Origin of the sequence: Marivita sp. GX14005 (genome assembly GCF_023370775.1) — a bacterium.
Taxonomy (GTDB): domain Bacteria; phylum Pseudomonadota; class Alphaproteobacteria; order Rhodobacterales; family Rhodobacteraceae; genus Marivita.
Map to the genome: position 1 here is coordinate 270,492 of NZ_JAMCCQ010000005.1, position 26,911 is coordinate 297,402.

At 65.3% G+C, this 26,911-nt stretch carries 28 protein-coding genes and 1 pseudogene; 16 read left to right on the forward strand and 13 right to left on the reverse strand.

All coding sequences use genetic code 11. The features are described from left to right. Positions 1-8: 8 nt before the first annotated feature. Positions 9-479, forward strand: a complete 471-nt coding sequence (locus tag M3465_RS15230) for a type II toxin-antitoxin system RatA family toxin (protein WP_249502628.1) — start codon at positions 9-11, stop codon at positions 477-479. Here the strand turns inward: M3465_RS15230 and M3465_RS15235 are convergent. The 3 genes and pseudogenes from M3465_RS15235 to ispF form a co-directional block, all read right to left on the reverse strand. Beyond that, positions 443-949, reverse strand: coding sequence for a CinA family protein (locus M3465_RS15235; protein ID WP_249502629.1), 507 nt, complete (start codon positions 947-949; stop codon positions 443-445). The genes M3465_RS15230 and M3465_RS15235 overlap by 37 nt on opposite strands. Then, on the reverse strand, positions 946-1,431 hold the full coding sequence (locus M3465_RS15240) for a phosphatidylglycerophosphatase A family protein (protein WP_249502738.1): 486 nt from the start codon (positions 1,429-1,431) through the stop codon (positions 946-948). The genes M3465_RS15235 and M3465_RS15240 overlap by 4 nt, the downstream gene beginning before the upstream one ends. Continuing rightward, positions 1,431-1,910, reverse strand: a pseudogene (ispF, locus tag M3465_RS15245) (2-C-methyl-D-erythritol 2,4-cyclodiphosphate synthase); the annotation flags it as partial. The gene M3465_RS15240 and the pseudogene ispF, both read right to left, overlap by 1 nt. A gap of 182 nt (positions 1,911-2,092) precedes the next feature. Between ispF and dusB the strand changes: the two are divergent. The 6 genes from dusB (at position 2,093) to M3465_RS15275 (ending at position 9,940) form a co-directional block, all read left to right on the forward strand. Further along, positions 2,093-3,073, forward strand: a complete 981-nt coding sequence (dusB, locus tag M3465_RS15250; protein WP_249502631.1) for a tRNA dihydrouridine synthase DusB — start codon at positions 2,093-2,095, stop codon at positions 3,071-3,073. Continuing rightward, positions 3,070-4,146: a two-component system sensor histidine kinase NtrB gene (locus tag M3465_RS15255; RefSeq protein WP_249502739.1), complete on the forward strand. Its 1,077-nt coding sequence runs from the start codon at positions 3,070-3,072 to the stop codon at positions 4,144-4,146. Before dusB ends, M3465_RS15255 begins: the two co-directional genes overlap by 4 nt. Then, a complete protein-coding gene (locus M3465_RS15260; RefSeq protein WP_249502632.1) occupies positions 4,146-5,510 on the forward strand; it encodes a response regulator in 1,365 nt (454 codons plus the stop codon). The genes M3465_RS15255 and M3465_RS15260 overlap by 1 nt, the downstream gene beginning before the upstream one ends. Before the next feature lie 94 nt (positions 5,511-5,604). Further along, complete coding sequence (locus M3465_RS15265) at positions 5,605-7,908, forward strand: sensor histidine kinase NtrY-like (RefSeq protein WP_249502633.1); 2,304 nt, start codon at positions 5,605-5,607, stop codon at positions 7,906-7,908. Between the two features lie 23 nt (positions 7,909-7,931). Next, positions 7,932-9,347: a nitrogen assimilation response regulator NtrX gene (ntrX, locus tag M3465_RS15270; RefSeq protein ID WP_249502634.1), complete on the forward strand. Its 1,416-nt coding sequence runs from the start codon at positions 7,932-7,934 to the stop codon at positions 9,345-9,347. Beyond that, on the forward strand, positions 9,344-9,940 hold the full coding sequence (locus M3465_RS15275; protein ID WP_249502635.1) for a hypothetical protein: 597 nt from the start codon (positions 9,344-9,346) through the stop codon (positions 9,938-9,940). Before ntrX ends, M3465_RS15275 begins: the two co-directional genes overlap by 4 nt. Positions 9,941-9,951: 11 nt before the next feature. On the opposite strand, the gene M3465_RS15280 is transcribed toward M3465_RS15275, so the two are convergent. Then, positions 9,952-10,185, reverse strand: coding sequence for a hypothetical protein (locus M3465_RS15280; RefSeq protein ID WP_249502636.1), 234 nt, complete (start codon positions 10,183-10,185; stop codon positions 9,952-9,954). 159 nt (positions 10,186-10,344) lie between these two features. Here M3465_RS15280 and M3465_RS15285 point away from each other — a divergent pair, with 159 nt between their 5' ends. From M3465_RS15285 to hflX, 5 genes are all read left to right on the forward strand, one after another. Further along, a complete protein-coding gene (locus M3465_RS15285; protein WP_249502637.1) occupies positions 10,345-10,974 on the forward strand; it encodes a LysE family translocator in 630 nt (209 codons plus the stop codon). Positions 10,975-11,021: 47 nt separating this feature from the next. Next, positions 11,022-12,452 carry a Trk system potassium transporter TrkA gene (trkA, locus tag M3465_RS15290; protein WP_502846123.1) on the forward strand — a complete coding sequence of 477 codons (1,431 nt, stop codon included), beginning with the start codon at positions 11,022-11,024 and terminating at the stop codon, positions 12,450-12,452. Between the two features lie 3 nt (positions 12,453-12,455). Continuing rightward, on the forward strand, positions 12,456-13,970 hold the full coding sequence (locus M3465_RS15295) for a TrkH family potassium uptake protein (RefSeq protein WP_249502639.1): 1,515 nt from the start codon (positions 12,456-12,458) through the stop codon (positions 13,968-13,970). A gap of 120 nt (positions 13,971-14,090) precedes the next feature. After that, a complete protein-coding gene (gene hfq, locus M3465_RS15300) occupies positions 14,091-14,330 on the forward strand; it encodes an RNA chaperone Hfq (protein ID WP_249502640.1) in 240 nt (79 codons plus the stop codon). A 17-nt stretch (positions 14,331-14,347) separates the two neighbouring features. Continuing rightward, entirely contained in the window at positions 14,348-15,607 is a 1,260-nt protein-coding gene (gene hflX, locus M3465_RS15305; protein ID WP_249502641.1) for a GTPase HflX, read from the forward strand. 195 nt (positions 15,608-15,802) lie between these two features. Here hflX and M3465_RS15310 read toward each other — a convergent pair whose 3' ends face one another. Genes M3465_RS15310 through pdhA form a run of 5 tightly spaced genes read right to left on the reverse strand, consistent with a single transcriptional unit; the run spans position 15,803 to position 20,076 of the window. Then, on the reverse strand, positions 15,803-17,113 hold the full coding sequence (locus M3465_RS15310) for a pyruvate dehydrogenase complex dihydrolipoamide acetyltransferase (RefSeq protein WP_249502642.1): 1,311 nt from the start codon (positions 17,111-17,113) through the stop codon (positions 15,803-15,805). Positions 17,114-17,124: 11 nt separating this feature from the next. Then, entirely contained in the window at positions 17,125-17,466 is a 342-nt protein-coding gene (locus tag M3465_RS15315) for a hypothetical protein (RefSeq protein ID WP_249502643.1), read from the reverse strand. Beyond that, positions 17,463-18,845, reverse strand: coding sequence for a pyruvate dehydrogenase complex E1 component subunit beta (locus tag M3465_RS15320; RefSeq protein WP_249502644.1), 1,383 nt, complete (start codon positions 18,843-18,845; stop codon positions 17,463-17,465). Before M3465_RS15320 ends, M3465_RS15315 begins: the two co-directional genes overlap by 4 nt. After that, on the reverse strand, positions 18,845-19,069 hold the full coding sequence (locus tag M3465_RS15325; protein WP_249502645.1) for a hypothetical protein: 225 nt from the start codon (positions 19,067-19,069) through the stop codon (positions 18,845-18,847). Before M3465_RS15325 ends, M3465_RS15320 begins: the two co-directional genes overlap by 1 nt. After that, positions 19,069-20,076, reverse strand: a complete 1,008-nt coding sequence (pdhA, locus tag M3465_RS15330) for a pyruvate dehydrogenase (acetyl-transferring) E1 component subunit alpha (RefSeq protein ID WP_249502646.1) — start codon at positions 20,074-20,076, stop codon at positions 19,069-19,071. The genes M3465_RS15325 and pdhA overlap by 1 nt, the downstream gene beginning before the upstream one ends. 264 nt (positions 20,077-20,340) lie before the next feature. Here pdhA and M3465_RS15335 point away from each other — a divergent pair, with 264 nt between their 5' ends. Next, the gene (locus M3465_RS15335) at positions 20,341-22,086 is read left to right on the forward strand and encodes a hypothetical protein (protein ID WP_249502647.1); all 1,746 of its coding nucleotides are present in this window, start codon (positions 20,341-20,343) and stop codon (positions 22,084-22,086) included. A gap of 6 nt (positions 22,087-22,092) precedes the next feature. Here M3465_RS15335 and M3465_RS15340 read toward each other — a convergent pair whose 3' ends face one another. Together M3465_RS15340 and M3465_RS15345 are read right to left on the reverse strand one after the other, a co-directional pair. Continuing rightward, on the reverse strand, positions 22,093-22,395 hold the full coding sequence (locus M3465_RS15340; protein ID WP_249502648.1) for an FtsB family cell division protein: 303 nt from the start codon (positions 22,393-22,395) through the stop codon (positions 22,093-22,095). Between the two features lie 139 nt (positions 22,396-22,534). Then, positions 22,535-23,710: a phosphoglycerate kinase gene (locus M3465_RS15345; RefSeq protein ID WP_249502649.1), complete on the reverse strand. Its 1,176-nt coding sequence runs from the start codon at positions 23,708-23,710 to the stop codon at positions 22,535-22,537. Between the two features lie 125 nt (positions 23,711-23,835). On the opposite strand from M3465_RS15345, the gene M3465_RS15350 reads away from it, so the two are divergent. From M3465_RS15350 to M3465_RS15360, 3 genes are all read left to right on the forward strand, one after another. Then, a complete protein-coding gene (locus tag M3465_RS15350; RefSeq protein ID WP_249502650.1) occupies positions 23,836-24,342 on the forward strand; it encodes a peptidylprolyl isomerase in 507 nt (168 codons plus the stop codon). Further along, positions 24,335-24,883: a peptidylprolyl isomerase gene (locus tag M3465_RS15355; RefSeq protein WP_249502651.1), complete on the forward strand. Its 549-nt coding sequence runs from the start codon at positions 24,335-24,337 to the stop codon at positions 24,881-24,883. The genes M3465_RS15350 and M3465_RS15355 overlap by 8 nt, the downstream gene beginning before the upstream one ends. Before the next feature lie 233 nt (positions 24,884-25,116). Next, entirely contained in the window at positions 25,117-26,079 is a 963-nt protein-coding gene (locus M3465_RS15360) for a DUF3179 domain-containing protein (protein WP_249502652.1), read from the forward strand. Here the strand turns inward: M3465_RS15360 and M3465_RS15365 are convergent. Together M3465_RS15365 and M3465_RS15370 are read right to left on the reverse strand one after the other, a co-directional pair. Beyond that, complete coding sequence (locus tag M3465_RS15365) at positions 26,037-26,219, reverse strand: hypothetical protein (RefSeq protein WP_249502653.1); 183 nt, start codon at positions 26,217-26,219, stop codon at positions 26,037-26,039. The two genes, M3465_RS15360 and M3465_RS15365, sit on opposite strands and share 43 nt — an antisense overlap. Before the next feature lie 3 nt (positions 26,220-26,222). Beyond that, entirely contained in the window at positions 26,223-26,882 is a 660-nt protein-coding gene (locus M3465_RS15370; protein ID WP_249502654.1) for a GNAT family N-acetyltransferase, read from the reverse strand. Between the last annotated feature and the right edge of the window lie 29 nt (positions 26,883-26,911).

A 26,911-nucleotide genomic window follows, 5' to 3' on the forward strand; every position in this document is an offset into this window, starting at 1 on the left:
CAGAGCAGATGCCGACACATTCAGAGACCCGCACCCTGCCTTATACGGCCCAGCAGATGTATGACCTCGTGGCCGATGTGCGGCACTACCCCGAGTTCCTGCCCTGGACGGCCGCCGCACGCATCCGCTCGCGCGAGGATCGGGGCGATCACGAGGAAATGCTGGCCGATCTGGTGATCAGCTTCAAGGTGTTCCGCGAACGCTTCGGCAGCCGTGTCGTGCTATGGCCCGAGCAGATGAAAATCGATACCGAATATCTCGATGGCCCGTTCAAGCACATGCATTCCAACTGGGCCTTCCGCGACGTGCCGGAGGGGGTCGAAGTGACCTTCTATGTCGATTTCGAGTTCAAGAACCGTCTTTTGCAAGGCGCGGCGGGAATGTTCTTTTACGACGCGATGCAGCGCATCGTGCGCGCGTTCGAGCGCCGCGCGGCGGAGCTTTACACGCCCAAGTCCGCACCCGCATCCGGCACCTGACGTTTCCCGAGCGCATCGCGGATCAGCGTCAGCGCGTGATCGCGGGATTTCTCACGCACGGTGGCGCGGCCCAATGCGCCGAACTCCACCGTTTGCGCAAGGATGTCCGCGCCGCTGGCCAGCGCGAAGCAAACGCGCCCCTCGGGCTTGTGCTCCGACCCGCCCGGCCCGGCAATGCCGCTGATCGACACCGCGAATGTCGCGCCCGCCGCGCGGCGCGCGCCTTCCGCCATCTCCCGCGCCACCTCTTCGGACACCGCGCCATGCGCCTCCAGCGTGGCCCTGCGCACGCCCAGCATGTCCGACTTGGCGGCGTTGGAATAGGTGACGAAACCGCGTTCGAAGATATCGGACGATCCGGCCACGTCGGTGATCGCGGCGGCGACCATCCCGCCAGTGCAGCTTTCCGCGGTGGTGATCGTCGCTCCGGCCGCGCGCGCAAGGCGCAGGATCTCGTCCGCGAGGCTCACATCAGAACCCGGTGAAAGAGTGCAGCCAGAACGATCACGCCGATCGCGGCGAAAAAGCCGGCGAAGACGTCATCCATCATCACGCCAAGCGCATCGCCCCGCGCATCGGCGCGGCCCACGAGCCACGGCTTCCAGATATCGAACAACCGGAACAGCACGAATGCGGCAAGCCATCCGGGCCAGAGCCGTTCCACCGGAACGCCCATCATCATCGCGCCGTACCCCACTGGAAAGAGGGCAATCCATTGGCCGACAACCTCGTCGATGACGATCCAGGACGGATCGTGATCAACCATCCCGTCGGTGACCGCACGCGTCGCCATCCAGCCGGCGAAAAAGACGATCACCGCCGCCACGGCAAGCAGCCACGGCCCGCCCAGCTTGAGCAGCGCATAGCCGACCGGCAGCGCGGCGAGCGAGCCCCAAGTGCCGGGCGCAGGCTTCAGCCAGCCCGCGCCGAAGAAGCTCGCCACCAGCCGCATCATGCCTGCACCAGCGCAGCGGTCGCGATTGAGGCGATACCTTCACCGCGCCCCGTAAATCCAAGTTTTTCCGAGGTTGTTGCCTTTACGGAAATATCCTCCACCGGAATGCCCATGATTGCCGCCAGCGCCGCGCGCATCGCATCGGCATGCGGGCCGATCTTCGGCTCTTCGCAGATCAGCGTGCAATCGACATTCGAGATCGCGAAGCCCGCATCGCGCACCAGACCGGCGGCATGGGCCAGGAACACCTCGCTCGCGGCGCCTTTCCATTGCGGATCGGAGGGCGGGAAGTGCCGCCCGATATCGCCCGCCGCCATCGCGCCATACAGCGCGTCGGTTATCGCGTGCATGCCGACATCGGCGTCGGAATGGCCCGCAAGCCCCTGATGATAGGGAATCTTTATACCGCAAAGGATGACGTGATCGCCGGGGCCGAAGCGGTGCACATCATACCCGTTGCCTAGCCGTATCTTCATCCGCACCGCCTCTTTCCTCTGATGCGGTCTGTCTACCCGCGCCGACACGTTTGCGCAATCGCTCGCCGGGAGTTGCACAAAAAACAGGCAATGCGCGGCCCATTGGTGACAAGAGAGGCAAAACCCTTGATCGCACGGTCGCTCCGGCGTAGCTCTCGCGGGTGTTTTCAAGGAGCGCCCCCGTGCCGCCGGTTGCCGATGATCTGATTTCGCCGCCCGTTCTGCTTGCCCCGCTCGCCGGGATCACCGATCTGCCGTTCCGCAGCCTCGTCTCGCGTTTCGGCGCGGGACGGGTCGTGTCCGAGATGATCGCCAGCGGCGAATTCCTCACCGCCCGCCCCGGCACGCGCGAGAAGGCCGAGCTTGGCGTGGCGGCGGCCAACACCTCGGTGCAGTTGGCCGGCCGCGCGCCGGAGGCGATGGCCGAGGCGGCACGGCGGGTCGAGGGGATGGGCGCGCGGGTGATCGACATCAACATGGGCTGCCCGGCGAAAAAGGTCGTCGGCGGCTATTCCGGCTCCGCGCTGCTGCGGGATCTCGATCACGCTTGCCGGCTCATCGAAGCGGTCGCGGGGGCCGTATCCGTGCCGGTCACGCTCAAGACGCGGCTCGGCTGGGACGCAACATCGCTGAACGCCGCCGATCTGGCGAGGCGCGCGGAAGGCATTGGCGTCGCGATGATCGTCATTCATGGCCGCACCCGCTGCCAGTTCTACAAGGGCCGCGCCGATTGGGCCGCAATCCGGGCGGTCAAACAGGCGGTCTCCATCCCGGTGATCGCCAATGGCGACATTACGAGCACCGAAACCGCGCGGCAGGCGCTGCGCCAAAGCGGGGCGGATGGCGTGATGATCGGGCGCGGCGCGCAGGGGCGTCCGTGGCTGCTGGCGCAGGTCGCGGCCGATCTCTATGGCGCAGCGGCACCGGACATCCCTGCAGGCTCTGCGTTGGTGGATATGGTCTGCGGCCATTACGAGGACATGCTGTCCTTCTACGGCACCGATCTGGGCCTGCGCGTTGCGCGCAAGCATCTGGGCTGGTATATGGACGAGGCCGGCACTGCGCCCGATCTGCGGCGAACCATTCTGACCGCCGACGCGCCGTCCCGCGTCCTGCGCAGCCTCGGCCCGGCGCTGGAAGGCGCACAGAGGTGCTCCGCATGATCGCGGAGGCTGCGTTCGACGAGGCGATCTGGTCCGCGCTGCCCGCGCCCGTGATCGTGATCGACGCGGCCGACCGGATCGTCGATCTCAACCCGGCGGCGGAGGGGTTCATGAACCAATCGGCGCGCGCGCTGCGCGGGGAGCCGGTCTGGGACAGGCTGGCCGTCGATGCGCCGCTCGAAAGCGGGCTGGAGCGCGCGCGCCGGCTCGGCACGCCGCTTTTCGTCAATGACGTGGATATCGGCACCGGATCGAGCGCGCCGGTGCAATGCACGCTCCACATCGCGCCGCTGCAGGGCGGGCAGGGGCGGATGCTGCTTCTGATCGCCGCGCGGGATTTCGCGCTGCGTGCGCAACCGTCCGCATCCTCGGCCAGATCGGCCATCGGCATGGCGGAAATGCTCGCCCATGAGATCAAGAACCCGCTTGCCGGCATCACCGGCGCGGCGCAGCTTCTGGGCATGTCGCTGGGCGCGCAGGACCGGGAACTGACCGATCTCATCGTCGCCGAGACGCGCCGCATCGTCACCCTGCTGGACCGGGTGGAGCAATTCGGCAACCGGGCCGGGGCGCAGCTTGTCCCGACCAACCTTCATGACGTGCTCGACCGGGCGGCGCGCTCCGCCGCGCTGGGGCTGGGGGCGCATATGCGCATCGAAAAGGCCTATGACCCCTCGCTGCCGCCCGCGCTGGCCGATCCCGATCAGATGCTTCAGGTCGCGCAGAACCTCATCCACAACGCCGCCGATGCCGCAGGACGCGCGGGCGGGACGATCACGCTGCGCACCTATTACGAGCAAAGCTACAACAAGCGCCCGATAGGCGCGTCGGGGCAATCGCTGCCGCTGCAAATCGAGGTGATCGACGATGGCCCCGGCCTGCCGTCCGAGATCGCAGCCGATATCTTCGCCCCCTTTGTTTCGGGGCGCGAGAACGGCACCGGGCTGGGGCTGGCGCTGGTCAGTAAGATCATCGCCGATCACGATGGCTGGATCGCGGTGGACAGCCGCCCCGGACGGACGGCGTTCCGCATCTCGTTGCCACAGGCCAGACGCGCGAAGGGAGACAGCTGATGGACGGCACCGTTCTTGTCGCCGATGACGACCGCACCATCCGCACGGTGCTGACGCAGGCGCTGACGCGGGCTGGCTGCAAGGTTCATGCGACCTCGTCGCTGACGACGCTCATGCGCTGGATCGCGGAAGGGCGCGGCGATGTCGTCATCTCGGATGTGGTCATGCCGGATGGCAACGGTCTGGAAATGCTGCCGAAGATCGCGCAGGACAGGCCCGATCTGCCGGTAATCGTGGTGTCGGCGCAGAACACCATCATGACGGCGATCAAGGCTGCCGAGGCCAAGGCCTTCGACTACCTGCCCAAACCCTTCGATCTGCCCGACCTGATGGCCCGCACTGGCAAGGCACTGGCGGCGCGCGGCACGGCACCGCGCGCCGCGCCAGAGCCGCGCGCCGAGCGCGAGAGCCTGCCGCTTATCGGGCAGACCCCGGCGATGCAGGCGCTTTACCGGCTTGTCGCGCGGCTGATGCACAGCGATTTGCCGGTGCTCATCCGCGGCGAATCCGGCACCGGAAAATCGCTTATCGCGCGCGTCTTGCACGATTATTCGGATCGCAGATCGCGGCCCTTCGTGCTGGCCCCGACGACCGATCTGGACGATCCGGATCGCGGCGCACGCCTGCTGGCGGCGGCGAACGGCGGCACGGTGGTGATCGACGGCGTGGCCGATCTGCCCGATGGGGCGCAGGCCGGGCTTGTGCATCTGATGGACCGCGCGCCCGAACACGGCATCCGCTTTGCCGCCACATGCCGAACCGGGCCGGAGGGCGCGCAGGCACAAGCGGCCCTGCGCGACGATCTCTATTACCGTATCAGCGGCGCGAGCCTGACCGTTCCGCCGCTGCGCGAACGGGTGGACGATATCGCCGAGCTTGCCGTCCATTTCCTGCGAAAAGCCGCGCCCGAGACCGATCCGCCGCGCCGGCTCTCGCCGGACTGCGCCGATCTTTTCCGCGCCTATCCCTGGCCCGGCAATGTCCGACAGCTCGAAAACGTGCTGCGCCGGCTTGGCCTGACCGGAAGCGGCGGCGAGATCACCCGCGCGGAGGCGGAGAACGCGCTGGCCGATCAGCCGCAGGCCGGCCCCGTTCTCGGCCCCGCAGCGGGGGACCGGCTCTCGGCCTCGGTCGAGCGGCACCTGCGCCGCTATTTCGATCTGCACGGCGACGATTTGCCTCCCGCCGGCGTTTATGCGCGCATCCTGCGCGAGATCGAGACGCCGTTGATCGAGATCTGCCTCGATGCAACCGGCGGAAATCAGGCCAAATGCGCTGATTTGCTTGGCATAAATCGTAATACGCTGAGAAAGAAGATCACGGACCTCGATATTCAGGTGACACGGCGCCGCAAATTGATGTAAAAACGCCACATAAACGTGTTTCGGCTGCGACGCAGCGGGCTGCGGACACATAATATAGCGGTTGTCGGGCTGCGCGACACATCAAGGGCGGGGGATGGCCGTGGCCACTTGGGCACGATCCTTCAACTGGAGCCGGCTCAGCCGGATCCGCAGGCAAAGACGCTACCAGAACGCGATGACGCTCGGGCTGGTGGTGCTTGGCCCGCTGCTCGCCATTGCCACGATCCTCGTTCTCGGACCGCTCGACAGCGGGCGCGGCGCACAGCTCAACCTGCGGCTCGTGCTGCTGGCCGATCTTGTCTATGTGCTGCTGCTGGCCGCGCTCGTGCTCAGCCGGGTGGCCAAGATGATCGCCGCGCGGCGCGCCAAATCCGCCGGATCGCGGCTGCATCTGCGGCTGACGGGGGCGTTTGCCCTGATGGCGCTTTTGCCGACGATCACCGTGGCGGTGTTCGCGGTGCTGACGATCAATATCGGTCTGGAAACGTGGTTTTCCGAACGTGTGCGCAACGTGGTGGGCGCGTCGCTCTCTGCGGCGGAGGCTTACGAGCAAGAGCATCGCGAGGGGCTAACGCAGGACGCCCGCGCGCTCGCGGCCTTTCTCGATGCCAACCGCCGCGCGACCTTCATCATGGATGACGGCGAATTGCGGCAAGCGCTCAGCCAGGGTCAGGCGCAGATCCAGCGCGGGCTGCGCGAAGCCTATGTCATTGACGGGGCCGGGGAAATCCGCGCGCGCGGCGAGCGGTCCTATCTCTTCGATTACGAACGCCCGAGCGAAGCGCAGATCGCAGGTGCGGATGAGGCCGGGATCGCGCTGATGCAGGACTGGGATCGCAACGAGCTGCGCGCGCTCGTCCCGCTTGAGGCATTTGCCGACAGGTATCTTTACGTCACGCGCGAGGTGGACGGGCAGATCCTCAATCTGCTCGACGACACGCAGGCCACCGCGCGCTTCTACCAGCAACAGGAAAACGATCGCGGGCGCGTGCTCTTCGATTTCGCGTTGCTCTATCTGGGCTTCGCGGTGCTTCTGATCCTCGCTGCGGTCTGGCTCGGCCTGTGGTTCGCCGAACGGCTCAGCCGTCCGGTCGGTCGCCTCACCGGCGCGGCGCAGCGGGTCGGGGCGGGGGATCTCGACGTCAAGGTCGTCGAGGAGGATGGCGACGACGAGATCGCCATGCTGGGGCGCTATTTCAACCAGATGACGCGCCAGCTGAAGGGCCAGCGCGACACGTTGCTCGACAACACCCGGCAAATCGAACGCCGCCAACGGCTCTTCGATTCCGTGCTGACCTCCGTGACCTCGGGCGTGGTAGGGCTCGACCCCGACGGGCGCGTCACCTTCGTCAACCGCTCTGCCGAACGGCTGCTCGGCTGGCAAGACAACCCGAGCCGCGTTCAGATCACCGTTGCGGTGCCGGAATTCGGCCCGCTTTTCGACCGGTTGCGCGAGCAGGGGATCGAAACCGCGCAGGAAGAGGTGCGCGTGACCCGCGAGGGGCGGCACGAGAACCTCCTGGTGCGCCTGTCCACCCGCCGGCGCGAGGATGGCGGGCTCGAAGGCTATGTGATCGCTTTCGACGACGTGACCGATCTGGTCAGCGCGCAGCGCATGGCGGCATGGGGCGACGTGGCGCGGCGGATCGCGCATGAGATCAAGAACCCGCTCACCCCGATCCAGCTGTCGGCCGAACGCATCCGCCGCAAGTTTCGCAAGGGTCTTCCCGAGGAGGATGCGGAGCGGCTGGAACAGATGACGGAAGTGATCGTGCGGCAGACGAACGATTTGCGCCGCATCGTCGACGAGTTCTCCAAGTTCGCGCGGATGCCCGAGCCGGACCGCAAGCCCGAGGATCTGGCAGATATCCTGCGCGGCGCGGTGCTGCTTCAGGAAACCGGCCAGCCGGGCGTGCACTTTGTCACCGACCTGCCGGAAGGCGAAATCCCGGCCGAGCTTGACGCGACGATGATCGGCCAAGCCTTCACCAATCTGGTGAAGAACGCCGGGGAAGCGATTGAAAGCTATCGCGAAAAATACCCTGATAGCGCGATAGACCCGGAAGTTCGGATCACCTGCCGGATCGACGGGGACAGTGCCGAGATCACCATCGCCGACAATGGCATCGGCCTGCCGGACGACACGTCGCGCCTCTTCGAGCCTTACGTGACGACGCGCGAGAAAGGCACCGGGCTGGGCCTTCCCATCGTGAAGAAGATCATCGAGGAACATGGCGGCACGCTCGTTCTGGACCGTGCGGAGCCCTTCGGCGAGGACGGCCGCTGCGGCGCGCAGGCCACGGTGCGCCTGCCGATCCTGACCGCGCCCGAGCCGCACGAGACAGCCGAGACCATCGCGGCCGACAGGCTGGCCGCGTTGAACGATTTCGAGACATGACGATTGAAAAGGGGACTGAGGCAATGAGCGACATTCTGATCGTGGACGATGAGCGGGACATTCGCGAGCTGATCGGCGATATTCTCGAAGACGAGGGCTACACCACCCGGCTTGCCGGCAATTCCTCGGATGCGATGGCCGAGATCAACGCCGAGGAACCGGCGCTCTTGATCCTCGATATCTGGCTGAAGGACAGCAAGATGGACGGGATCGACATTCTCAAGACCGTCAAACGCGACAATCCAGATGTGCCGGTCGTCATCATCTCGGGGCATGGCAATATCGAGATCGCGGTCGCCGCGATCAAGCAGGGCGCGTATGATTTCATCGAAAAGCCCTTCAATATCGATCAGTTGCTGGTCGTCATCCGCCGCGCGATGGAAACCAGCCGCTTGCGCCGCGAGAACCAGAGGCTCAAGCGCGGCGAGACCGACGTGGCGCAGATGGTCGGCGAATGTGCCGCCTATCGCGGGCTTTTGTCGAATCTCGACAAGGTGACGAAATCGAACGGCCGGGTGTTGCTGACCGGCCCGGCAGGCTGCGGCAAGGAACTGGCCGCGCGTTACATTCACGCCAATTCGAACCGCGCCAGCGCGCCCTTCATCTGCGTCAACTGCGCCGGCGTCGCGCCGGAGACGATGGAGGAGGTGCTCTTCGGCCGCGAAACCGCCGATCGCGGTGTCGAGCCGGGGCTGCTGGAGCAGGCGCATGGCGGCGTGATCTATTTCGACGAGGTGGCGGACATGCCGCTCGGCACGCAATCCAAGATCCTGCGCGTGCTGGTCGATCAGCAATTCCAGCGCGTGGGCGGCGCCGACAAGGTGCGCGTCGATCTGCGGGTGATCTCCTCGACCAATCGCGACCTGCAGGAGGCCATCGCGGATGGCAGCTTCCGCGAGGAGCTTTATCACCGGCTCAACGTCGTGCCGATCACCGTTCCCAGTCTCGAAGACCGACGCGAGGACATTCCACTTCTGGCCGAACATTTCATCGCGCAGTTCAACGAAACGCAGGGTCTGCCGAAGCGCGCGCTGAGCGGCGACGCGGTGGCGCTGCTGCAGACGATGATCTGGCCCGGCAATGTGCGCCAGCTCAAGAACCTGATCGAACGCGTGCTCATTCTTGGCGACGGCACCGGCGACATCGCCGCGCGCGAGCTTCCGCAGGACAGCGCACCGCAAGGCGGCGAGGAGGGCCGGGTGGTCCTGTCCGGAACGCTGGCCACCATGCCGCTGCGCGAGGCGCGCGAAGCGTTCGAGCGGGAATATCTGCTGACCCAGATCAACCGCTTCGGCGGCAATATCAGCCGCACTGCCAGTTTCGTCGGCATGGAGCGCAGCGCGCTGCATCGCAAGCTGAAATCGCTGGGCGTGGTGACAGGCTCGAAATCCGGCAGCCGCGTGGCCTATCTGGAGGACGAGGTGGAGCCGGCATCTTGAGGCAGGCCGCTCGCGCGGCGGCGCTCTTGGCCCTGCTTGCCGGCTGCGCAGTGCAGGACGCCGCAGGCACCGGGCCGGCGAGCCGCGCGGATACGAACAGCCTCGCTGCCCAGGGCCAGACAGAGGAAAAGATCGCGGCGGTGCGGGATGCGCTTCTCGCGATGGATGCGTCCGTCGATCGGGAAGAAGCCGCCCGCGCGGCCCGCATAGCGGTCCAGCAGCCCCTTGTCTGGGCACGTGCGTGGCGCATGACCGATCCACCGCTGATGCACAATTTCAAGGTTGTGCATGGGCTGCGCGAAAAAGGTGTTTGTCAGGACTTCGCCGACGCAATGCACGTCGCGCTGCGCGATGAAGGCTTTCGCACACTCGAAATCCACCGCGCCCTTGGCAATATCCGCACGCTGGGTCTGGAGCACGCCACCGTGATCCTCAGCGCCCGCGGCCAGCCAATGGAGCAGGGCATCGTCCTCGACCCGTGGCGCCTCGGGCAAGGCCGCCTCTGGTTCGGCCGCACCACCGAAGACCCGCGCTACGAATGGGAAACGCCGGAATCGGCCCGCGCCTGGCGGTTGCAGCGGCGGGGCGGGTAGGGGCCGCCCGGTCACGCCCAGCGAACGAGGCCGATCAAGGCCGAAGACGCATAGAACGCCTGCAGCAGCAGGAACGTCCAGCGCCTGTCGATGAGCGCCCAACCCGAAAACAGAAGCGCGGAGACCAGCAGGAGCGAGAACCCCAACATCTCATTGCCGGTATTGGAGGCGATCAACAGGGCGTAGGCCATCGCGGAGACCGAGCCCAGAACCTCGAATACCGTTGTCAATCTTCGGTTTTCCATCACGCTCGCCCCTGTCTGAGATACCGCCCCGGTGTGAGATACCGCCTCATGGTTTAGCCGCCTGCGCGATACGGGCAACGGATTTCTGTCGATCCGCGTTGACCGGTTGAAAACCGCAGTCTACCGTCGCGCGATGATCGGGTTTGCATCGGGGATCGCATGGACTTTCACATCTGGCTGACATTCGTGATCGCATCTTGCGCCCTTCTTGTCATTCCGGGGCCGACCGTGCTGCTGGTTCTCAGCTACGCGCTCAGCCAGGGCCGCAGGGTGGCGCTCGCGATGGTGGCCGGCGTTGCGTTAGGCGATTTCATCGCCATGTCCGCATCGCTTGCAGGGCTGGGGGCCTTGGTGCTCGCTTCGGCCACGCTGTTCACCGTTATCAAGTGGATCGGAGCGATCTACCTCGTTTATCTTGGCATCAGGCTGTTGCGCACGGCACCAAAGGCGGCGCCTGACGTCTCGGACGGTCTGCCCGCCGCGCGGCCCTCGCGAATCTTCGGCCATGCAACCGCCGTGACCGCGCTCAACCCGAAATCGATCGTGTTCTTCATCGCCTTCGTTCCACAATTCGTAGAACCGGGACGGCCGCTTCTGCCGCAGTTTTCCGTTTTGATCGTCACCTTCGTTGGTCTTGCCGCGTTGAACGCGCTCGCCTACGCGTTTCTCGCGGACAGGGTTCGGGCAAAGGTCTCGCGTCCATCCGTTATGGCCTGGGTTTCACGGATCGGAGGCGGCGCGCTGATCGCGATGGGTGTCGCAGCCGCCGCTGTCCGGCGCGCGCCATAAAGCACGCCGCCCGCAGGTCCGGCATCAATTGACCCGGCCCCCCGCCTCTGCCAAACAGAACCCTGCGCCACAGCCAGGGAACCCCGACGGGGGCGAATGCCATGAAAGTCATCATCTGCGGGGCCGGTCAGGTCGGGTGGCAGATCGCGCGACATCTGTCGGGCGAGCGCAACGATGTCACGGTCGTGGACAGCAATGCCGACCTCGTGCGCCGGGCGACCGATGCGCTCGATGTGCAGGGGATCGCGGGCTTCGCCTCCTATCCGGACGTGCTGGAGCGGGCGGGCGCCAAGGATGCCGACATGATCATCGCCGCGACCCATTCGGACGAGGTCAACATGGTGACCTGCCAGGTCGCCCATTCGGTGTTTTCCATCCCGCGCAAGATCGCGCGGCTGCGCGCCAAGAGCTATCTGACGGCGATCTATTCCGACCTTTACCGCCGCGATCACATGCCCATCGACGTGGTGATCAGCCCCGAGATGGAGGTGGCCGAGGCCGCGATGCAGCGGCTTGCCGCGCCGGCGGCCTTCGATACCGAGAAGTTCCTGGGCGGCAAGGCCTCGCTTCTGGGGCTGACGATCGACGAGGACTGCCCCATCGTCAACACGCCTCTCAACCAGCTGACCGATCTTTTCTCGACGCTTCGGGTGATCGTGGTCGGCATTCGGCGCGAAGGCACGCTTTTCGCGCCGGAATCGGGAGACCAGATCTTTCCGGGCGATGCCTGTTACGTCATGGCGCATGAGGAAGACGTGCGCCGCACTCTGGAGGTGTTCGGCAAGACCCATCGCAAGCAGGAACGCGTTGTCATCATCGGCGGCGGCAATGTCGGGCTGATGGTTGCCCGGCAGCTCGAGGAACGCACGACGCGCGTGCGGGTCAAGGTGATCGAACGCAACCGCAAGATCGCCGAACGCGCCGCAGAGGCACTGGAGAAAACCATCGTGCTGAACGGCGACGGGATGGATGTCGCGCTTCTGGCCGAGGCCAATATCGAACGCGCCGATGCGGTGCTTTGCGTGACCGATGACGACAAGACCAACATGCTCGCCGCCGTGCGCGCCAAGTCCGAAGGCTGCCCGATGGCCATCGCGCTCATCAACGATCCCACGCTGGAGCCTTTGATGGAGACGCTGGGGATCGATGCCTATATCAACCCGCGGTCGGTCACCGTCAGTTCGATCCTGCGCCATTTCCGACACGGGCGCGTGCGCGCGGTCTATTCCATCGGCGATGCCGAGGCCGAGGTGATCGAGGCCGAGGTGCTGTCCACTTCGCCGATGGCCGGGCGCAAGATGCGCGACATCGATTTTCCCGAAGGCGTGCTTGTCGGCATGATCCGCAAAGGCGACAAGGTGGTGCGCCCCACCGGATCGACCGTGATCGAGGAGGGCGATCAGATCGTCCTTTTCACCCTGACGGGCGATGTGCCCGAGGTCGAACGCCTGCTTCAGGTGTCGATCGATTTCTTCTGACCGATGCGCGTTCTCTTTCGCCTGCCGCTTCTGATCCTGCTGACCGGCCTTGCCTCGCTCGCGATGCTGGTTCCGGCGATCGTGGCGCTGGCGAATGACGCGCACCAGGACGCGCGCAGCTTCTTCTATTCCGCGCTCGTGGGGCTGATCTTCGTTGCGCTGATCGGTACGGCGCTGGCCAACCGGTCGCATAACCGCAACGCGATCCGGCAATTGCTGGCGCTGCTGGCAAGCTTCATCGTCCTGCCGGCCGTCCTTGCCGTGCCGTTCTACGAGGCGCTGCAGACGACGAGCTTTCTCAATGCCTATCTCGACATGGTCTCCAGCCTGACCACGACGGGCGTGCCGCTCTTTCCGGCCGAACGGCTGTCGATGGCCGAACATCTCTGGCGCGCGCAGGTGGGCTGGATGGGCGGGCTGCTGATGTGGGTCGCGGCGGCGGCGATCCTCGCGCCGCTCAACCTCGGCGGGTTCGAGGTGATCTCGCTCGGCGAGCCGGGGCAGGACATCGTCGCCGGCGCCGCGCGGCGCGACACGGCGAACCCGGCAAGCCGGCTCGCGCGCAGCGCGACGGTGCTCGTGCCGACCTACAGCCTGCTCACGCTGGCGCTCTGGGTGCTGCTGCTGGTCTCGGGCGATACGCCGTTCATCGCGCTGACCCATGCGATGAGCGTGATGTCCACCTCGGGCATCTCGCCGGTGGGCGGCCCGCCCGGCGCCGGCAGCGGCTTTGCCGGAGAGGCGATCATCGCGGTGTTCCTGCTTTTCGCGCTCTCGCGCATGACGTTCTCGCAGGATACCGGGCGGCGTGACGAGGCGGGCCTGTTGCACGATCCCGAATTCCGCCTCGGGCTCTTCATCGTCGCGCTGGTCCCGATGACGCTTTTCGTGCGCCATTTCTTCGCCGCGCTGGACGTGGGCGATCAGAACAACCTCATCGCCGGGCTGCGCGCCTTCTGGGGCGCCGCCTTCACCGTCCTGTCCTTCCTGACGACGCATGGTTTCGTCAGCGTGGACTGGAACGAGGCGCAGGCCTGGTCGGGGCTGGAGACGCCGGGGCTCATCCTGATGGGCCTCGCGCTGATCGGCGGCGGGGTCGCGACGACGGCGGGCGGCGTCAAGCTGCTGCGGGTTTTCGCGCTGCTTGCCAGCGGCATGCGCGAGGTCGACCGGCTGGTCCACCCATCCTCCATCGGGCGCTCGGGGCTGGTGTCGCGCCGAACCCGGCGCGAGGGCGCCTTCATTGCCTGGGTGTTCTTTATGATCTTCGCGATCACGCTGGCCGCGACGACAACCGGATTTGCCGCCTTCGGCATCCCCTTCGATCGCTCGCTGGTGCTTGCGGTCTCCACCCTGTCCAATTGCGGCCCGCTGATCGACATGGTGCAGGCCGGGCGCGTCTCCCTGCTCGATCTGGGCGCGGGGCCGAAGCTCGTGGCGGCGCTGGCGATGATCATGGGCCGGCTGGAAATGCTCGCGCTGGTGGTGATCCTGACGCCGGGGCTTTGGCGGGATTGAGCCGGTCTTCCGGCCTGCGGAGATTTCGCTGTTTTTCCGCTGGAATTTACCCGTATGGCGCGACATAGTGAGCCATGTCGACGATCAGACGCGCAGGACCAGCAAGAATAAAGGCGATTTATGGCATCCGATAGGCAGAATCTTCAGGACGCGTTTCTCAATCATGTCCGCAAGACCAAGGTTCCGGTGACAGTGTTCCTGATCAACGGCGTCAAACTGCAAGGTGTCATCACCTGGTTCGACAATTTCTGCGTGCTGCTGCGGCGCGACGGACAATCGCAGCTCGTCTACAAGCACGCGATTTCCACCATCATGCCGGCCCAGCCGATCAACCTCTATGACGGCGAAGCCGAGAGTTGAAGGAACACGCCCCGCATGTGACCCGCGCCTGGGTTCTGCATCCCGACATCACCAGCGACCGGACCCGCCGGGCCCCCGAGCCTGCGCTGGAAGAGGCGGTGGCGCTGGCCGCGGCCCTGCCGGGGCTCGAGATCGCCGGCAGCGATGTCGTGCGCCTGCCCAAACCGCATCCCGGCGCGCTTTTCGGATCGGGCAAGATCGATGAGCTGCGATCCGTCTTCGAAGACTCCGGGATCGAGCTCGTCCTGATCGACGGCCCCGTCACGCCCGTGCAGCAGCGCAATCTCGAAAAGGCCTGGGGCGTGAAACTGCTCGACCGCACCGGGCTCATTCTGGAGATTTTCAGCGACCGTGCGGCCACGCGCGAAGGCGTGTTGCAGGTCGAAATGGCCGCGCTCAGCTACCAGCGCACGCGGCTGGTGCGCGCCTGGACCCATCTGGAACGCCAGCGCGGCGGGCTCGGCTTCGTCGGCGGCCCCGGCGAGACCCAGATCGAGGCCGACCGCCGCGCCATCGATGACCAACTCGTGCGCCTGCGCCGGCAACTCGACAAGGTGGTCAAGACCCGCGGCCTCCACCGCGCGGCGCGGGCCAAGGTGCCTTACCCGATCGTCGCGCTCGTGGGCTATACCAATGCGGGCAAATCGACGCTTTTCAACCGGCTCACGGGGGCGGAGGTGATGGCGAAGGACATGCTCTTCGCCACGCTCGATCCGACCATGCGCTCGGTGCGGCTGCCGGGCGGGCCGGAGGTGATCCTGTCCGATACGGTGGGGTTCATCTCCGATTTGCCGACCGAACTCGTCGCCGCCTTTCGCGCCACGCTCGAAGAGGTGCTGGCCGCCGATCTCATCCTGCATGTGCGCGACATCAGCCACGGCGAAACGGAGGAACAGGCGCAGGATGTGCGCGATATCCTGTCCTCGCTCGGCGTGATGGAGACGGTGCCGCTCATCGAGATCTGGAACAAGATCGACATGATGGATCCCGAAAGCCGCACCGCCGCCGAAGCGCGCGCGGCGCGGCACGACAACGTCTTCACCGCCTCCGCGCTGACCGGCGAAGGACTGGAGCCGCTCCTCGCCGCCGTGACCCGAACGCTCGAGGGCGAGCGCCGCGAAGAGGTGATCCGGCTATCCTTCGGAGAGGAACGCAAACGCGCCTGGCTTTTCGAAAGATCGCTGGTCGAGCACGAAGCGCAGGACGAAACAGGCTATCGTCTCACGGTGCGCTGGTCAGCCAGGGAGGCGCGCCAGTTCGAGACGCTGGAGAATTGAGTGCGCGCGGCGCACCCTTGATGAGCTGCCTTGCGGCAGCGGGAAGGGGGCGTTGCCCCCTCGGCCTGCGGCCTCACCCCCAAGGTATTTGAAGCCCAAAGAAGCCGCGGATCCGCGATCCCCTTTCTTCTTGCCGGAAATATCCCAAGGGGTTCGGGGGACTGGTCCCCCGATACTGCCACGGAATGCGGGCCCTCAGGCCAGCATCGCCATCGGGTTTTCCAGATTGTCGGTGATCGCCTGTAGCAGTTCCGCCCCAAGTGCACCGTCGATGACGCGGTGATCGACCGACAGGGTCATGGACATGCGGGTGGCGACGGTCACGTCGCCGTCTTCACCCACCACCGGTTTTTTCAGCCCGGCGCCGACGGCGAGGATCGCGCCGTGAGGCGGGTTGATGACCGCGTCGAAATTCTCGATCCCGAACATGCCGAGATTGGAAATGGCAAAGCTGCCGCCCTGGTATTCGTGGGGCGCCAGTTTGCGCTCGCGGGCGCGGGCGGCCAGATCCTTCATCTCCGCCGATAGGGCCGAGAGCGACTTCTGCTCTGCGTCTTTCAGAATAGGCGTGAAAAGCCCGCCCTCGATGGCGACGGCGACGGCCACGTCCGAGGGGTCGAGTTGCAGGATGCGGTCTCCCGCCCAGACGGCGTTGGCGGTTGGCACCTGTTGCAGCGCGAGGGCGCAGGCCTTGATGATGAAATCGTTGACCGACAGTTTCACACCGCGCTTTTCCAGCTGCGCATTGAGCTCGGCTCGGAACTCGAGCAGCGGATCGAGCGTGACGGACCGGCGCAGGTAGAAATGCGGGATGGTCTGTTTCGCCTCAGACAGCCGCGCGGCGATGGTCTTGCGCATGCCGTCGAGCATGATCTCGGTATGGGGCCGTTCCTCGTAGATTTTCGCGATGGCGCCGGTATCGGCGGGTTTCGGGGCCGGGGCGGTGCCGGGTTCTGTGTCCTGTGCAGCGCGGGGGGCCGCGTCTTGCGGACGGGCGCTTTCGACATCGGCCTTAACGATCCGCCCGCGCGGACCGGAGCCGGTGATCTGCGCGAGATCCAGCCCTTTCTCGGCGGCGATGCGGCGGGCGAGGGGGGAGGCGAAGATGCGCTCTCCCTTTGTCGCGGGATCGGCCTGCGGCGTCTCGCCGCGTCCGTAGCCTTGCGCCGAGGCGGTTGCCTCGGAGGGCTTTGCCGGGGCGACATGGGAGGAGGCGGGTTCTGCTGCCGGTTCGGAGTGTTCAGGCATGTCCTCGGCGCTTTCGCCGTCTTCCAACAGCACGGCAATGGGTGCGTTGACCTTGACGCCCTGGGTGCCTTCACCGACCAGCAGCTTGCCGATCACACCCTCATCCACCGCTTCGAATTCCATCGTCGCCTTGTCGGTCTCGATTTCGGCGAGGATATCGCCCGAGGACACGGTATCGCCCTCCTTCACCAGCCACTTGGCGAGCGTGCCGTCCTCCATCGTGGGCGAGAGCGCGGGCATCAGGATCTGAATGGGCATGTCGAAACGCCTCAATATTTGAAGACAGGTGGGTTGGCGGATGCAGACATTTCCTCTTTCACGCAGTATTCGAGCATCTCGTAGGACGGCGTGCCGAAGGAGGCGATTTTATTGCAGTGGGCCTGAACCTGCGCAGGAAGAGTGTCCCATTGTGGCTTGAGCGCATTATACGCCGATTGCTCACTTTCCACGCAATAGTTGTACATCTCGGCGCTGTAGGTGCCACCGAATTCCGCGATCGTCGTGCAGTGGGTATCGACGTCATATCGGGGCGGTCCGGCCATCGCAACCGAGGTTCCAATACCGGCCAGCATCAACGCTGGTAAGGAACGGCGTAGGTAAATTAGCATCATTTGTAACAGACCTTTTTCGCGGCCTCGATCACCTCCTGCACGGTCACCAGAGCGTGTTTCTCGAGGTTGGCGGCATAGGGCATCGGCACGTCTTTCCCCGTGAGGTTCAGCACCGGCGCATCGAGCCAGTCGAAGGCGCGTTCCATGATGACGGCCGACAGGTGATTGCCGATGGCGCCGACCGGAAAACCCTCCTCGACGGTGATGCAGCGGTTGGTTTTCTGCACCGAGGCGATCACCGTGTCATAATCCATCGGGCGCAGCGTGCGCAGGTCGATCACCTCGGCCTCGATCCCGTCTGCCGCGAGCTTTTCGGCGGCCTCCAGCGCATAGGTCATGCCGATGCCGAAGCTGACGATGGTCACGTCCGCACCCTCGCGCCAGATGCGGGCCTTGCCGAAGGGGACGGTGTAATCCTCGATCTGCGGAACGTCGAAGCTTTTGCCGTAGAGGATTTCGTTCTCGAGGAAGATCACCGGGTTGGGATCGCGGATCGCGGTTTTCAGTAGCCCCTTGGCGTCGGAGGCGGAATAGGGCATCGCCACTTTCAGCCCCGGGATATGGCTATACCACGCAGCGTAATCCTGGCTGTGCTGTGCCGCAACGCGGGCGGCGGCGCCGTTGGGGCCGCGGAACACCATGGGCGCGCCCATCTGGCCGCCCGACATGTAAAGCGTCTTGGCCGCAGAATTGACGATCTGGTCCATCGCCTGCATCGCGAAGTTGAAGGTCATGAATTCGACGATGGGACGCAGCCCGCCAAAGGCGGCGCCGACGGCAAGGCCGGTGAAGCCGTGTTCGGTGATCGGCGTATCGACTACGCGCTTGGCGCCGAACTCGTCCAGCAACCCCTGGCTGATCTTGTAGGCGCCTTGGTATTCGGCCACCTCCTCGCCCATGAGAAAGACGGTCTCGTCGCGGCGCATCTCTTCGGCCATCGCGTCGCGCAGCGCTTCGCGAACCGTCATCTCGCGTGTCTCGGTGCCTTCGGGCCAGGGCGCTTCGGCTTTCGCGATGGCAGCGGCCGGGTCCGGGTGGTCCATGCCGGCTGCGTCCTGATCCTCGGAGCTTTGGGCCTTGTCCGCCGGGACGGGCTGCAGCGGCGGTGCGGTGCGCTCTGCATCCTCTACGGATTCGCCTTCCTCGACCAGCAGCGCGATGGGGGTGTTGACGCGCACCGCTTCGGTGCCTTCCGGGATCAGGATCTTGCCGACGATGCCTTCATCCACCGCTTCGAATTCCATCGTCGCCTTGTCGGTCTCGATCTCGGCCATGATGTCGCCGGCATTGACGGTATCGCCTTCCTTCACCAGCCATTTGGCCAGCGTGCCTTCCTCCATCGTCGGAGAGAGGGCGGGCATGAGAACTTCGGTTGCCATTATTGATCCCTCAGCGATAGTCGGGCTTCGATTCGATCCAGCCGATCGTAGATTTCGGCGATCCGTCCGTCTTGTAATGCGTCGTCCGAGATGATCGCGCCGAGCATCGTTTTGTGGGTCCGAAGCTCGCTTTGAATATCCCGCTGACCTCGATCCAGTTGAACCAGCTTGTCCTGGATCGATTTGAGATGCTCAAGGATCAACTCATTCGTCACCTCCGCCATCACACGGCCTCCTCGGCATAGATATCCGTCCAGAGCTCTTCCAGGGCCGGCTCGGGGCTTTCGCGGGCGAAATCGGCGCTGGCATTGACGGTGTCCTTGATCTCCTTGTCGATGGCCTTGAGATCGTCCTCGCTCGCGTGTCCGCCCTGCAGCAGCAATTCGCGCACATGTTCGATCGCGTCGCGTTCGGAGCGCATTTTCTGGACCTCTTCGCGGGTGCGATACTTGGCCGGGTCCGACATGGAATGGCCGCGATAGCGGTAGGTTTTCACTTCGAGTATATACGGCCCCTTGCCGGAGCGGCAGTGTTTCACGGCCGCCTCCCCGGCCGCCTTCACCGCCAGAACGTCCATGCCGTCCACCGCTTCGCCGGGGATGCCGAACGCCTCGCCGCGGGTGTGCAGATCGGGGGTGGAGGTGGAGCGTTTCTGCGCCGTGCCCATCGCGTACTGGTTGTTCTCGATCACGAAGATCACCGGCAATTCCCAGAGCGCGGCCATGTTGAAGGTCTCGTAGACCTGTCCCTGATTGGCCGCGCCATCGCCGAAATAGGTGAAGGTCACGCGCCCCGTGCCCTTGTATTTGTCGGCAAAGGCCAGCCCCGCGCCGATGGGCACTTGCGCGCCGACGATGCCATGCCCGCCGTAGAAATCCTTTTCCTTGGAGAACATATGCATCGAGCCGCCCTTGCCCTTGGAATAGCCCCCCTCGCGGCCCGTGAGTTCGGCCATCACGCCCTTGGGATCCATCCCGCAGGCAAGCATGTGCCCGTGATCGCGATAGGAGGTGATGCGCTTGTCGCCGTCCTCGGCGACGGCCTCCAGCCCGACGACGACCGCTTCCTGCCCGATATATAGATGGCAAAAACCCCCGATCAGACCCATGCCGTATAGCTGGCCGGCCTTTTCCTCGAACCGGCGGATGAGCAGCATGTCGCGGTAATAGGCGGTCAGCTCCTCGGCAGAAATATTGGTTTTGGCCTTGGCCGGCGATTTGCGTGCGGACATGCGCGCCTCCCTCGGAACAGGTTTAATAATAAACCTTTTTTCGAGCCTAGTGCTTTCTCGGGATGGAAGGCAAGGGGGCGCATGACGCCGCGGCGATTCGCGGCCGGGCGGTGAATGTGGCGGAACAATGGCCATGCGGGGCGGGGCATTGTTGAGCGATCTGCCGGAAATGCGGCAAAATTCAGTCACGATTCATCTTTTCTCAAGACAACATGGCACAATTAAGGACAAATTTGGGCTGCTGCTGACTTGGGGAACATAATTATGCCGGAAATCTCCGCCTTCGGTTTCATGGGATCGGAAGCGTCCCAGGCGCTCTTCGGCGCCAATGTGCTGGCGACCCGGCTCGATCTGGAGCAGGGCGGCGATTACGACCGCGTGATCGAACAGCTCGGCATCGGCACCTTCCGCTATCCGGGCGGCTCGCTCACGGAACGTTATTTCGACATCGCCAATCCCAATGCCGGCACGGTCGTCGACCGCGACACGGGCGAGACGCGCGATTTCATCCCCCTGAACGAGGCGCTGAGCTATGCCGGGCAGGAGGGTCTGTCCGTCACCATCGTGATCCCGACGCGCAATTTGCTGTCGGACATGGCAGACGAAAACGGCGACCGGTTCGCGGCCATCGATGACGATGTCCTGCGCGGTTTCGTGCGCGATGTGGTGGGCGGTGTGCATGGCGAGGCCGAGATCGAGGCGTTCGAGATCGGCAATGAATACTGGGGCAGCGGGCAGATGAGCTCCATCGAATACGGGCGCCTCGCCTCGCAGATGGCGCGCGTGGTCGATGACGAATTGACCGCGCTCAACCACGACGCCGACATCATCGTGCAATCGGGCACGAATTTCGATTTCGCCCGCCTGTCGGACGGGGTCGATGAGGATATGTCAGGCGCCGAGATCCTCGCCGATCTGAACGACACCTACGGGCTCGATCTGGGTGAGGACAGCCTGTTCGGCTCTGGCGCGGTCAACTGGACGCATGTTGCGAACGAGATGATCCTTTCGGAGTTCGACACCGCCGAGGAACGCGCCAGCGTCGATCAGATCGCGGTGCACGTCTATTCGCGCGGCCAGGTGAACGAGAGCCAGCGCAGCTTCATGCTGAACACGGCCGATGAGACATGGGGCGAGGACATTCCCGAAGCGCGCATCGCGGCGACGGAATGGAACACCGCCGGCAATAGCGGATCGCTCGACCGGACGGAGGATTACGGGCTCTTCCAGGCGCAGGAGATGCTGAACGTGATGGAGGAATTTCTGCGCTACGACGTGGAGCAGGCGCATGTCTGGCCGCTGATCCAGAACACGCCGAATACGTTGAGCGTGGATGACGGGCAGGCCGATCTGTCTCCGGGCGGCGCGATGTTCGCGATGATGCAGGACGCGTTGCCGGGCAAGACGGCGCTCGATCTCACACCTGAACGCGGCGCGGATACCGAGGCCGAGGAGGACGGCGTCGCCGTTCACGGCTTCTGGGAGCCGGACGAGCTCTTGTTCTACATCGCCGCCACCGGAGAGGCCGGCGCGCGGACAAGCGTGGATCTGTCGGCCCTCGCCTCCGATCCCGGTGAGATCGAGGTCACCCATCTGGGCGTTGCGGATGGCGCCGAAGCCGGATCGAGCCGGTCGGACGCGGTAGTGTCGGCGCTCGATCCCGAGGAGGTGATGGAGGGCACGACGCTCGGCGTCGATCTGCGCGCGGGCGAGATCCTCGAATTGCGCATGTTCGGCTTCACGCCCTCGCGGGAGTTCCAATCGCTGATTTCGCAGGAGGCGCCCGAGGATCTGCCCGATCCGATGATCGAGGCGGATGCGGCCGAGGCCATCGCGCCGGAGATGCCGCTTCCCACGATTCCGTTCGATGCGGCCGAACAGGAGCGGCTGGCGGCTCAGCAGTCCGATGAAATGGCGGAGGAAGAGACGGAGGACGAGGGCGATCTGGCCGGGCTTGGCGATCTGATGGCCGCGATCCCGTTTCTGGGCCTCTTGGCCTATTTCATGTAGCGCCGCTCAGCGCACCACGATTTCATTGCCCCGCACCATGCCGAGCATGTCGCGCGCGCGCTCGTCCAGCAGATCGAGATCGAGATAGGTATCCGACAGCCGCCGCGTCAGGTTTTCCATGCGCGCGACCTCTTCGCGCAGCTCGGCGAGTTCGGCGCGAAGCTCGCGCGTTTCGACGGTGATCTCGGCGCGGCGGAACACGCCGTAATCGCCCTGCACGGCGGCGAAGATGAAATAGGCGCCGATGCAGAAGGAGCCGGCGAAAAAGAGCAGCGCGCCAAGCGCCGGGCGGGATCTGGAATGCGTCATCTCGTGCCTCGTTCGGCGCCTCTTGCCGGGCGCACAGCGGCAGGTTGCACGGGGCGGTGGGCGAAGAAAATCCCCCGCCGGGGAAATTTTCGACAGCATCCGCCGGCTGTGGCTTTCCGGCCCCGCCGCCCGGCAGGTTTCAGCCTAATGCGGCGACGCCCGGCAGGGTCTTGCCTTCCATCCATTCCAGGAACGCGCCCCCGGCGGTCGAGATATAGGTGAAGCTTTCCGCCGCATCCGCCTTGTTGAGCGCCGCGACCGTATCGCCGCCACCGGCGACCGAGACCAGCTTGCCCGACCGGCTGAGCCCGGCGGCATAGGCCGCCGCCGCGTTGGTGGCGGCATCGAAGGGCGCGATCTCGAACGCGCCGAGCGGGCCGTTCCAGATCAGCGTTCTCGCGCGCTCGAACGCCTGCGTGATATGCGCCACGCTGTCCGGCCCGGCATCGAGGATCATGGCATCGGGCGGGCAATCCTCCACCTTGACGGTTTCGGCGTCCGCCCCGGCCTTGAATTCGCGCGCCACCACCGCATCGCGCGGCAGCAGCAATTCGCAGCCCGTCTGCGTGGCTTTCTCGGCAATCTCGCGCGCGGTGCCTGTCAGATCGTGCTCACAGAGCGATTTGCCCACATCGATGCCCTGCGCGGCCAGAAACGTGTTCGCCATGCCGCCGCCGATCACGAGGATGTCCACCTTCTCGATCAGGTTGGACAGCAGATCGAGCTTGGTCGAGACCTTCGCCCCGCCGACAACCGCCACCACCGGGCGCTCGGGATCGCCGAGCGCCTGCTCCAGCGCGCGCAGCTCGGCCGCCATGAGCCGACCGGCGCAGGAGGGCAGCAGGTGGGCAAGCCCGGTGGTCGAGGCGTGATCGCGATGGGCGGCTGAAAAAGCATCGTTGCAGAACACATCGCCAAGCGCGGCGAGTTCCCGCGCCATGTCGGGATCGCCCGCTTCCTCGCGCGGATCGAAACGGGTGTTCTCCAGAAGGGCAACGGCGCCCTGCGGCAGCTTGACGATCTCCTCCGGCGACGGGTGTTCGAGGAATGTCACCTCGCGCCCGAACGCCTGTTCCAGTGCGGGAACAAGCTGGCGCAGGCTCATATCCGGGTTCGGTTTGCCCTTGGGCCGCCCGAAATGCGCCAGCAGGATCGGCGTGCCGCCCTTCGCCAGGATATCGGTGATCGTCGGCACGATGCGCTCGATCCGCGTCGCGTCGGTGACGCGGCCCTCCTCGAGGGGCACGTTGATATCAACCCGCGTAAGCACGCGCTTGCCGTCCAGATCCATGTCGTCGAGCGTTTTCCAGGCCATGTCATCCTCCGAAGTCTGCTTTTGCCAGTGATGGCGGGGTGCGGTGCGATGGTCAATGCGGTCCTTGGCAATCGCCGGGGCGCGCCTTAAGTCTGGCGGCAAGCAAACACGCGAAGGAGCTACGCATGGCCGAGATCAAAGACCCCGAAAACACCATCCTGATGGAGTTGAAGGACGGCACCGTCACCATCGAACTGCTGCCCGATGTGGCCCCGAAACACGCCGAGCGCATGAAGGAACTCGCGCGTTCGGGCGCCTATGACAATGTCGCGTTTCATCGGGTGATCGACGGGTTCATGGCGCAGACCGGCGATGTGGAGCATGGCGACATGGAGGACAATTTCAACATCCGCCGCGCCGGAACCGGCGGGTCCGATTTGCCGGATCTGCCGGCCGAATTCTCCAAGCTGCCGCATGATCGCGGCACGCTGGGCGCTGCGCGCTCGCAGAACCCCAATTCGGCCAATTCGCAGTTTTTCATCAATTTCACCGACAATCACTTCCTGAACGGGCAATACACCGTCTATGGAAGGGTGATTTCGGGGATGGAGCATGTCGATGCCATCACCCGCGGCGAGCCGCCGGCGAACCCGGACCGGATGATCTCGGTCAAGGTGGCCGCCGATGCGTAAACTGGCGATCGTATTGAGCGTTCTGGCCTCCCCCGCGCTGGCGACGGGCCTGGAGATCGACATCGCCGGCGAGGCGGAGGGCACGGTGCGCGTCGATCTTTTCGAAGACGTGGCCCCCGCGCATGTCGAGCGGATTACCACGCTGGCCGAAAAGGGCGCCTACGACGGCGTCGTCTTTCACCGGGTGATCGACGGGTTCATGGCGCAGACGGGCGATGTGGAATTCGGCAAGCTCGATGGCGGCGACATGGCGATGGCCGGGCGCGGCGGCTCGGATCTGCCGGACCTGCCGGCGGAGTTTTCCGATCTGCCCTTCGACCGGGGCGTGATCGGCATGGCGCGCTCGCAAAGCCCCGATTCGGCCAATTCGCAGTTCTTCATCATGTTCGATCAGGGCCATTTCCTGAACGGGGACTATACCGTCGTCGGTGAGGTCACCGAAGGAATGGACGTGGTCGACGCGATCAAGCGCGGCGAGGGCCAGAACGGCGCGGTGATCGGCAAGCCCGACGTGATGCAAAACGTGCGCGTCACCGAGTGACGCAAAGGAGCGCGGCCCCCGCGGGGCCGCGCGCTGGTTGAGCCATGCTTGCGCATGGCGGCAAGCGCTTGGCGAGCGCGGCGGCTTGCGTTCGGCGGGCGCGCTCGGGCCGCGTGGCGGTTTTCGAGTATTTGGGACGAGAAGAAGGAGGCTCGCGCGCGGGTCACGGTTGCGTGTGCCTGTCTATGCAGAGCGGCGCGCCTGCGGCAAGCTTGAGCTTTGGGAGAAAGCTCATGCGCGTTCTGGTGATTGCGGGTTTGATGGCTCTTATCGCGTCGCTCGCGGCGGCGCGTCCGGAGTTTTGGCAGGGCGAATGGCCGCGGACCGATTTCAGCCGAAGCGCGGTTGCCGACTGGTCCGAGATACGGTCCGGCGGCCCGCCCAAGGACGGTATCCCGGCGCTGAGCGATCCGGACTTCGTCGAGGTATCGGAGAAGACAGGGCTGGGCGATGCCGAGCCCGTCATCACGCTCGAGATCGGCGGCGATGTGCGCGCCTATCCGATCCGTTACCTGACCTGGCACGAGATCGTGAACGATGTGGTCGGCGGTGTTCCGGTGGCGGTGACCTTTTGCCCGCTTTGCAATTCCGCGCTCAGTTTCGACCGCCGCGTTCGCGGGCGGGTGCTCGAATTCGGGGTGACGGGCAAGCTGCGCCATTCGGACATGGTGATGTATGACCGGCAGACCGAAAGCTGGTGGCAGCAGGCGCTTGGCGAGGCAATCGTCGGGGAATTGACGGGCGCGGTTCTGGATCCGCTGCCGGGCTTCATGGAAAGCTGGGCGCAGTTCCGCGCGCGGCATCCGGGTGGGCGGGTGATGGCGGAGCCGGCTTACAACCGCGATTACGGGCGCAACCCTTATGCCGGGTATGACAGTCTCGACCGGCCGTTCCTGTATTCCGGGGAGATGCCGCCGCACGGGATCGCGCCGCTGGCGCGCGTGGTGCGCGTGGGCAAGCGGGCCTGGCCGATGGAGCGGTTGCGCCGGGCGGGCGAGATCGCGGAGGCCGGGGTGGTGATTTCCTGGACCGCCGGTCAGGCCTCCGCGCTCGACACGGCGCGGATCGCCGAGGGGCGCGATATCGGGTCGATCCGGGTGCGCGACGCGGCCGGGCGTGACGTGGCGCATGACGTGATGTTCGCCTTCGCCTATCACGCGTTCTGGCCTGACGGGATCTGGATGCTCGGCCGGTGAAGGCGCGGCAGGCGCAGCCATGTGCCGCCCAGGGCCGTCCGTCTTGCTCCGCTGCGCAGCTTGAACCGGTCCAGCCCCGGCGGGCCGGTGAGCGTGCCGAGATCGAGCGTGGTGTAGCCGCGGGCGGCCAGCCAGAGCATCGCCTAGAAGAGCAGCCGGTGATGGGCGCAGGCGGCGCGGCCCTCATCGCTCGTCACGCCGAGATGGTAGCTGGCCCAGGGCGGGTGACACAGGATCATCATTGCCGCTACAGTGCGTGTGCCGCCAGCGCTCAGCACGCGCAGTTTGCCGGCATTTTCCTTTGCGAACGCGGCGGTGAACCGTGCCGGCCAGTTGCGGTAGCGGCGGTTCTTCTGCTGGCGGGTTTCCGCGTCGATCAGCCAGCCATGGCGCGCGGGATCGAACGGCTCGTTCGTGATGGCGAGCGCCGCGCGTTCCGCCCTGCGCAGGCTGGCGCGCCAGTTGGGGTGCATGGCGCGCCGCATCCGCGCCGGATCGCCGAGCGGCAAAAGCGCCACCTCCTTCGGGGCGGCGAGGCGCAGGAAGCCCGCGCCGAGATTGCCGAGGCTGTTGATGCAGAGCGGGCCGGGCAGGTCGAGTCGCGCGAGCCAAGCTGCGGCGTCTGCCGGCGGCAGATCAGGACCGCGCGAGATGAGGTTGACCGGGCCGAGCAAGGGCAGGCGCCGCGTCTGCACGAGGCAGGCGGTTTCGCCGCCCGGCACGGGCAGGCGATGCGTGCGTGTTCCGAGCGCGGCGAGCGTGCGGGCGAATTCGCGCGATTGGGGCAGCGGGCAGGGCGTCATGCCCGCAGCGTGGCACCGAGAGGTTGCGA

What these genes read in the sequence shown, in the direction of transcription:
- M3465_RS15315 (WP_249502643.1), bottom strand. Translation starts at nt 17,466, where the DNA reads ATGATGCTAATTTACCTACGCCGTTCCTTACCAGCGTTGATGCTGGCC.
- M3465_RS15265 (WP_249502633.1), top strand. Translation starts at nt 5,605, where the DNA reads ATGGCCGTGGCCACTTGGGCACGATCCTTCAACTGGAGCCGGCTCAGC.
- M3465_RS15240 (WP_249502738.1), bottom strand. Translation starts at nt 1,431, where the DNA reads ATGCGGCTGGTGGCGAGCTTCTTCGGCGCGGGCTGGCTGAAGCCTGCG.
- M3465_RS15345 (WP_249502649.1), bottom strand. Translation starts at nt 23,710, where the DNA reads ATGGCCTGGAAAACGCTCGACGACATGGATCTGGACGGCAAGCGCGTG.
- M3465_RS15355 (WP_249502651.1), top strand. Translation starts at nt 24,335, where the DNA reads ATGCGTAAACTGGCGATCGTATTGAGCGTTCTGGCCTCCCCCGCGCTG.
- M3465_RS15370 (WP_249502654.1), bottom strand. Translation starts at nt 26,882, where the DNA reads ATGACGCCCTGCCCGCTGCCCCAATCGCGCGAATTCGCCCGCACGCTC.
- M3465_RS15340 (WP_249502648.1), bottom strand. Translation starts at nt 22,395, where the DNA reads ATGACGCATTCCAGATCCCGCCCGGCGCTTGGCGCGCTGCTCTTTTTC.
- M3465_RS15260 (WP_249502632.1), top strand. Translation starts at nt 4,146, where the DNA reads ATGGACGGCACCGTTCTTGTCGCCGATGACGACCGCACCATCCGCACG.
- M3465_RS15360 (WP_249502652.1), top strand. Translation starts at nt 25,117, where the DNA reads ATGCGCGTTCTGGTGATTGCGGGTTTGATGGCTCTTATCGCGTCGCTC.
- pdhA (WP_249502646.1), bottom strand. Translation starts at nt 20,076, where the DNA reads ATGTCCGCACGCAAATCGCCGGCCAAGGCCAAAACCAATATTTCTGCC.
- M3465_RS15350 (WP_249502650.1), top strand. Translation starts at nt 23,836, where the DNA reads ATGGCCGAGATCAAAGACCCCGAAAACACCATCCTGATGGAGTTGAAG.
- ntrX (WP_249502634.1), top strand. Translation starts at nt 7,932, where the DNA reads ATGAGCGACATTCTGATCGTGGACGATGAGCGGGACATTCGCGAGCTG.
- M3465_RS15365 (WP_249502653.1), bottom strand. Translation starts at nt 26,219, where the DNA reads ATGCTCTGGCTGGCCGCCCGCGGCTACACCACGCTCGATCTCGGCACG.
- M3465_RS15280 (WP_249502636.1), bottom strand. Translation starts at nt 10,185, where the DNA reads ATGGAAAACCGAAGATTGACAACGGTATTCGAGGTTCTGGGCTCGGTC.
- M3465_RS15230 (WP_249502628.1), top strand. Translation starts at nt 9, where the DNA reads ATGCCGACACATTCAGAGACCCGCACCCTGCCTTATACGGCCCAGCAG.
- M3465_RS15320 (WP_249502644.1), bottom strand. Translation starts at nt 18,845, where the DNA reads ATGGCAACCGAAGTTCTCATGCCCGCCCTCTCTCCGACGATGGAGGAA.
- M3465_RS15295 (WP_249502639.1), top strand. Translation starts at nt 12,456, where the DNA reads ATGCGCGTTCTCTTTCGCCTGCCGCTTCTGATCCTGCTGACCGGCCTT.
- M3465_RS15325 (WP_249502645.1), bottom strand. Translation starts at nt 19,069, where the DNA reads ATGGCGGAGGTGACGAATGAGTTGATCCTTGAGCATCTCAAATCGATC.
- M3465_RS15285 (WP_249502637.1), top strand. Translation starts at nt 10,345, where the DNA reads ATGGACTTTCACATCTGGCTGACATTCGTGATCGCATCTTGCGCCCTT.
- M3465_RS15335 (WP_249502647.1), top strand. Translation starts at nt 20,341, where the DNA reads ATGCCGGAAATCTCCGCCTTCGGTTTCATGGGATCGGAAGCGTCCCAG.
- M3465_RS15255 (WP_249502739.1), top strand. Translation starts at nt 3,070, where the DNA reads ATGATCGCGGAGGCTGCGTTCGACGAGGCGATCTGGTCCGCGCTGCCC.
- hfq (WP_249502640.1), top strand. Translation starts at nt 14,091, where the DNA reads ATGGCATCCGATAGGCAGAATCTTCAGGACGCGTTTCTCAATCATGTC.
- M3465_RS15310 (WP_249502642.1), bottom strand. Translation starts at nt 17,113, where the DNA reads ATGCCCATTCAGATCCTGATGCCCGCGCTCTCGCCCACGATGGAGGAC.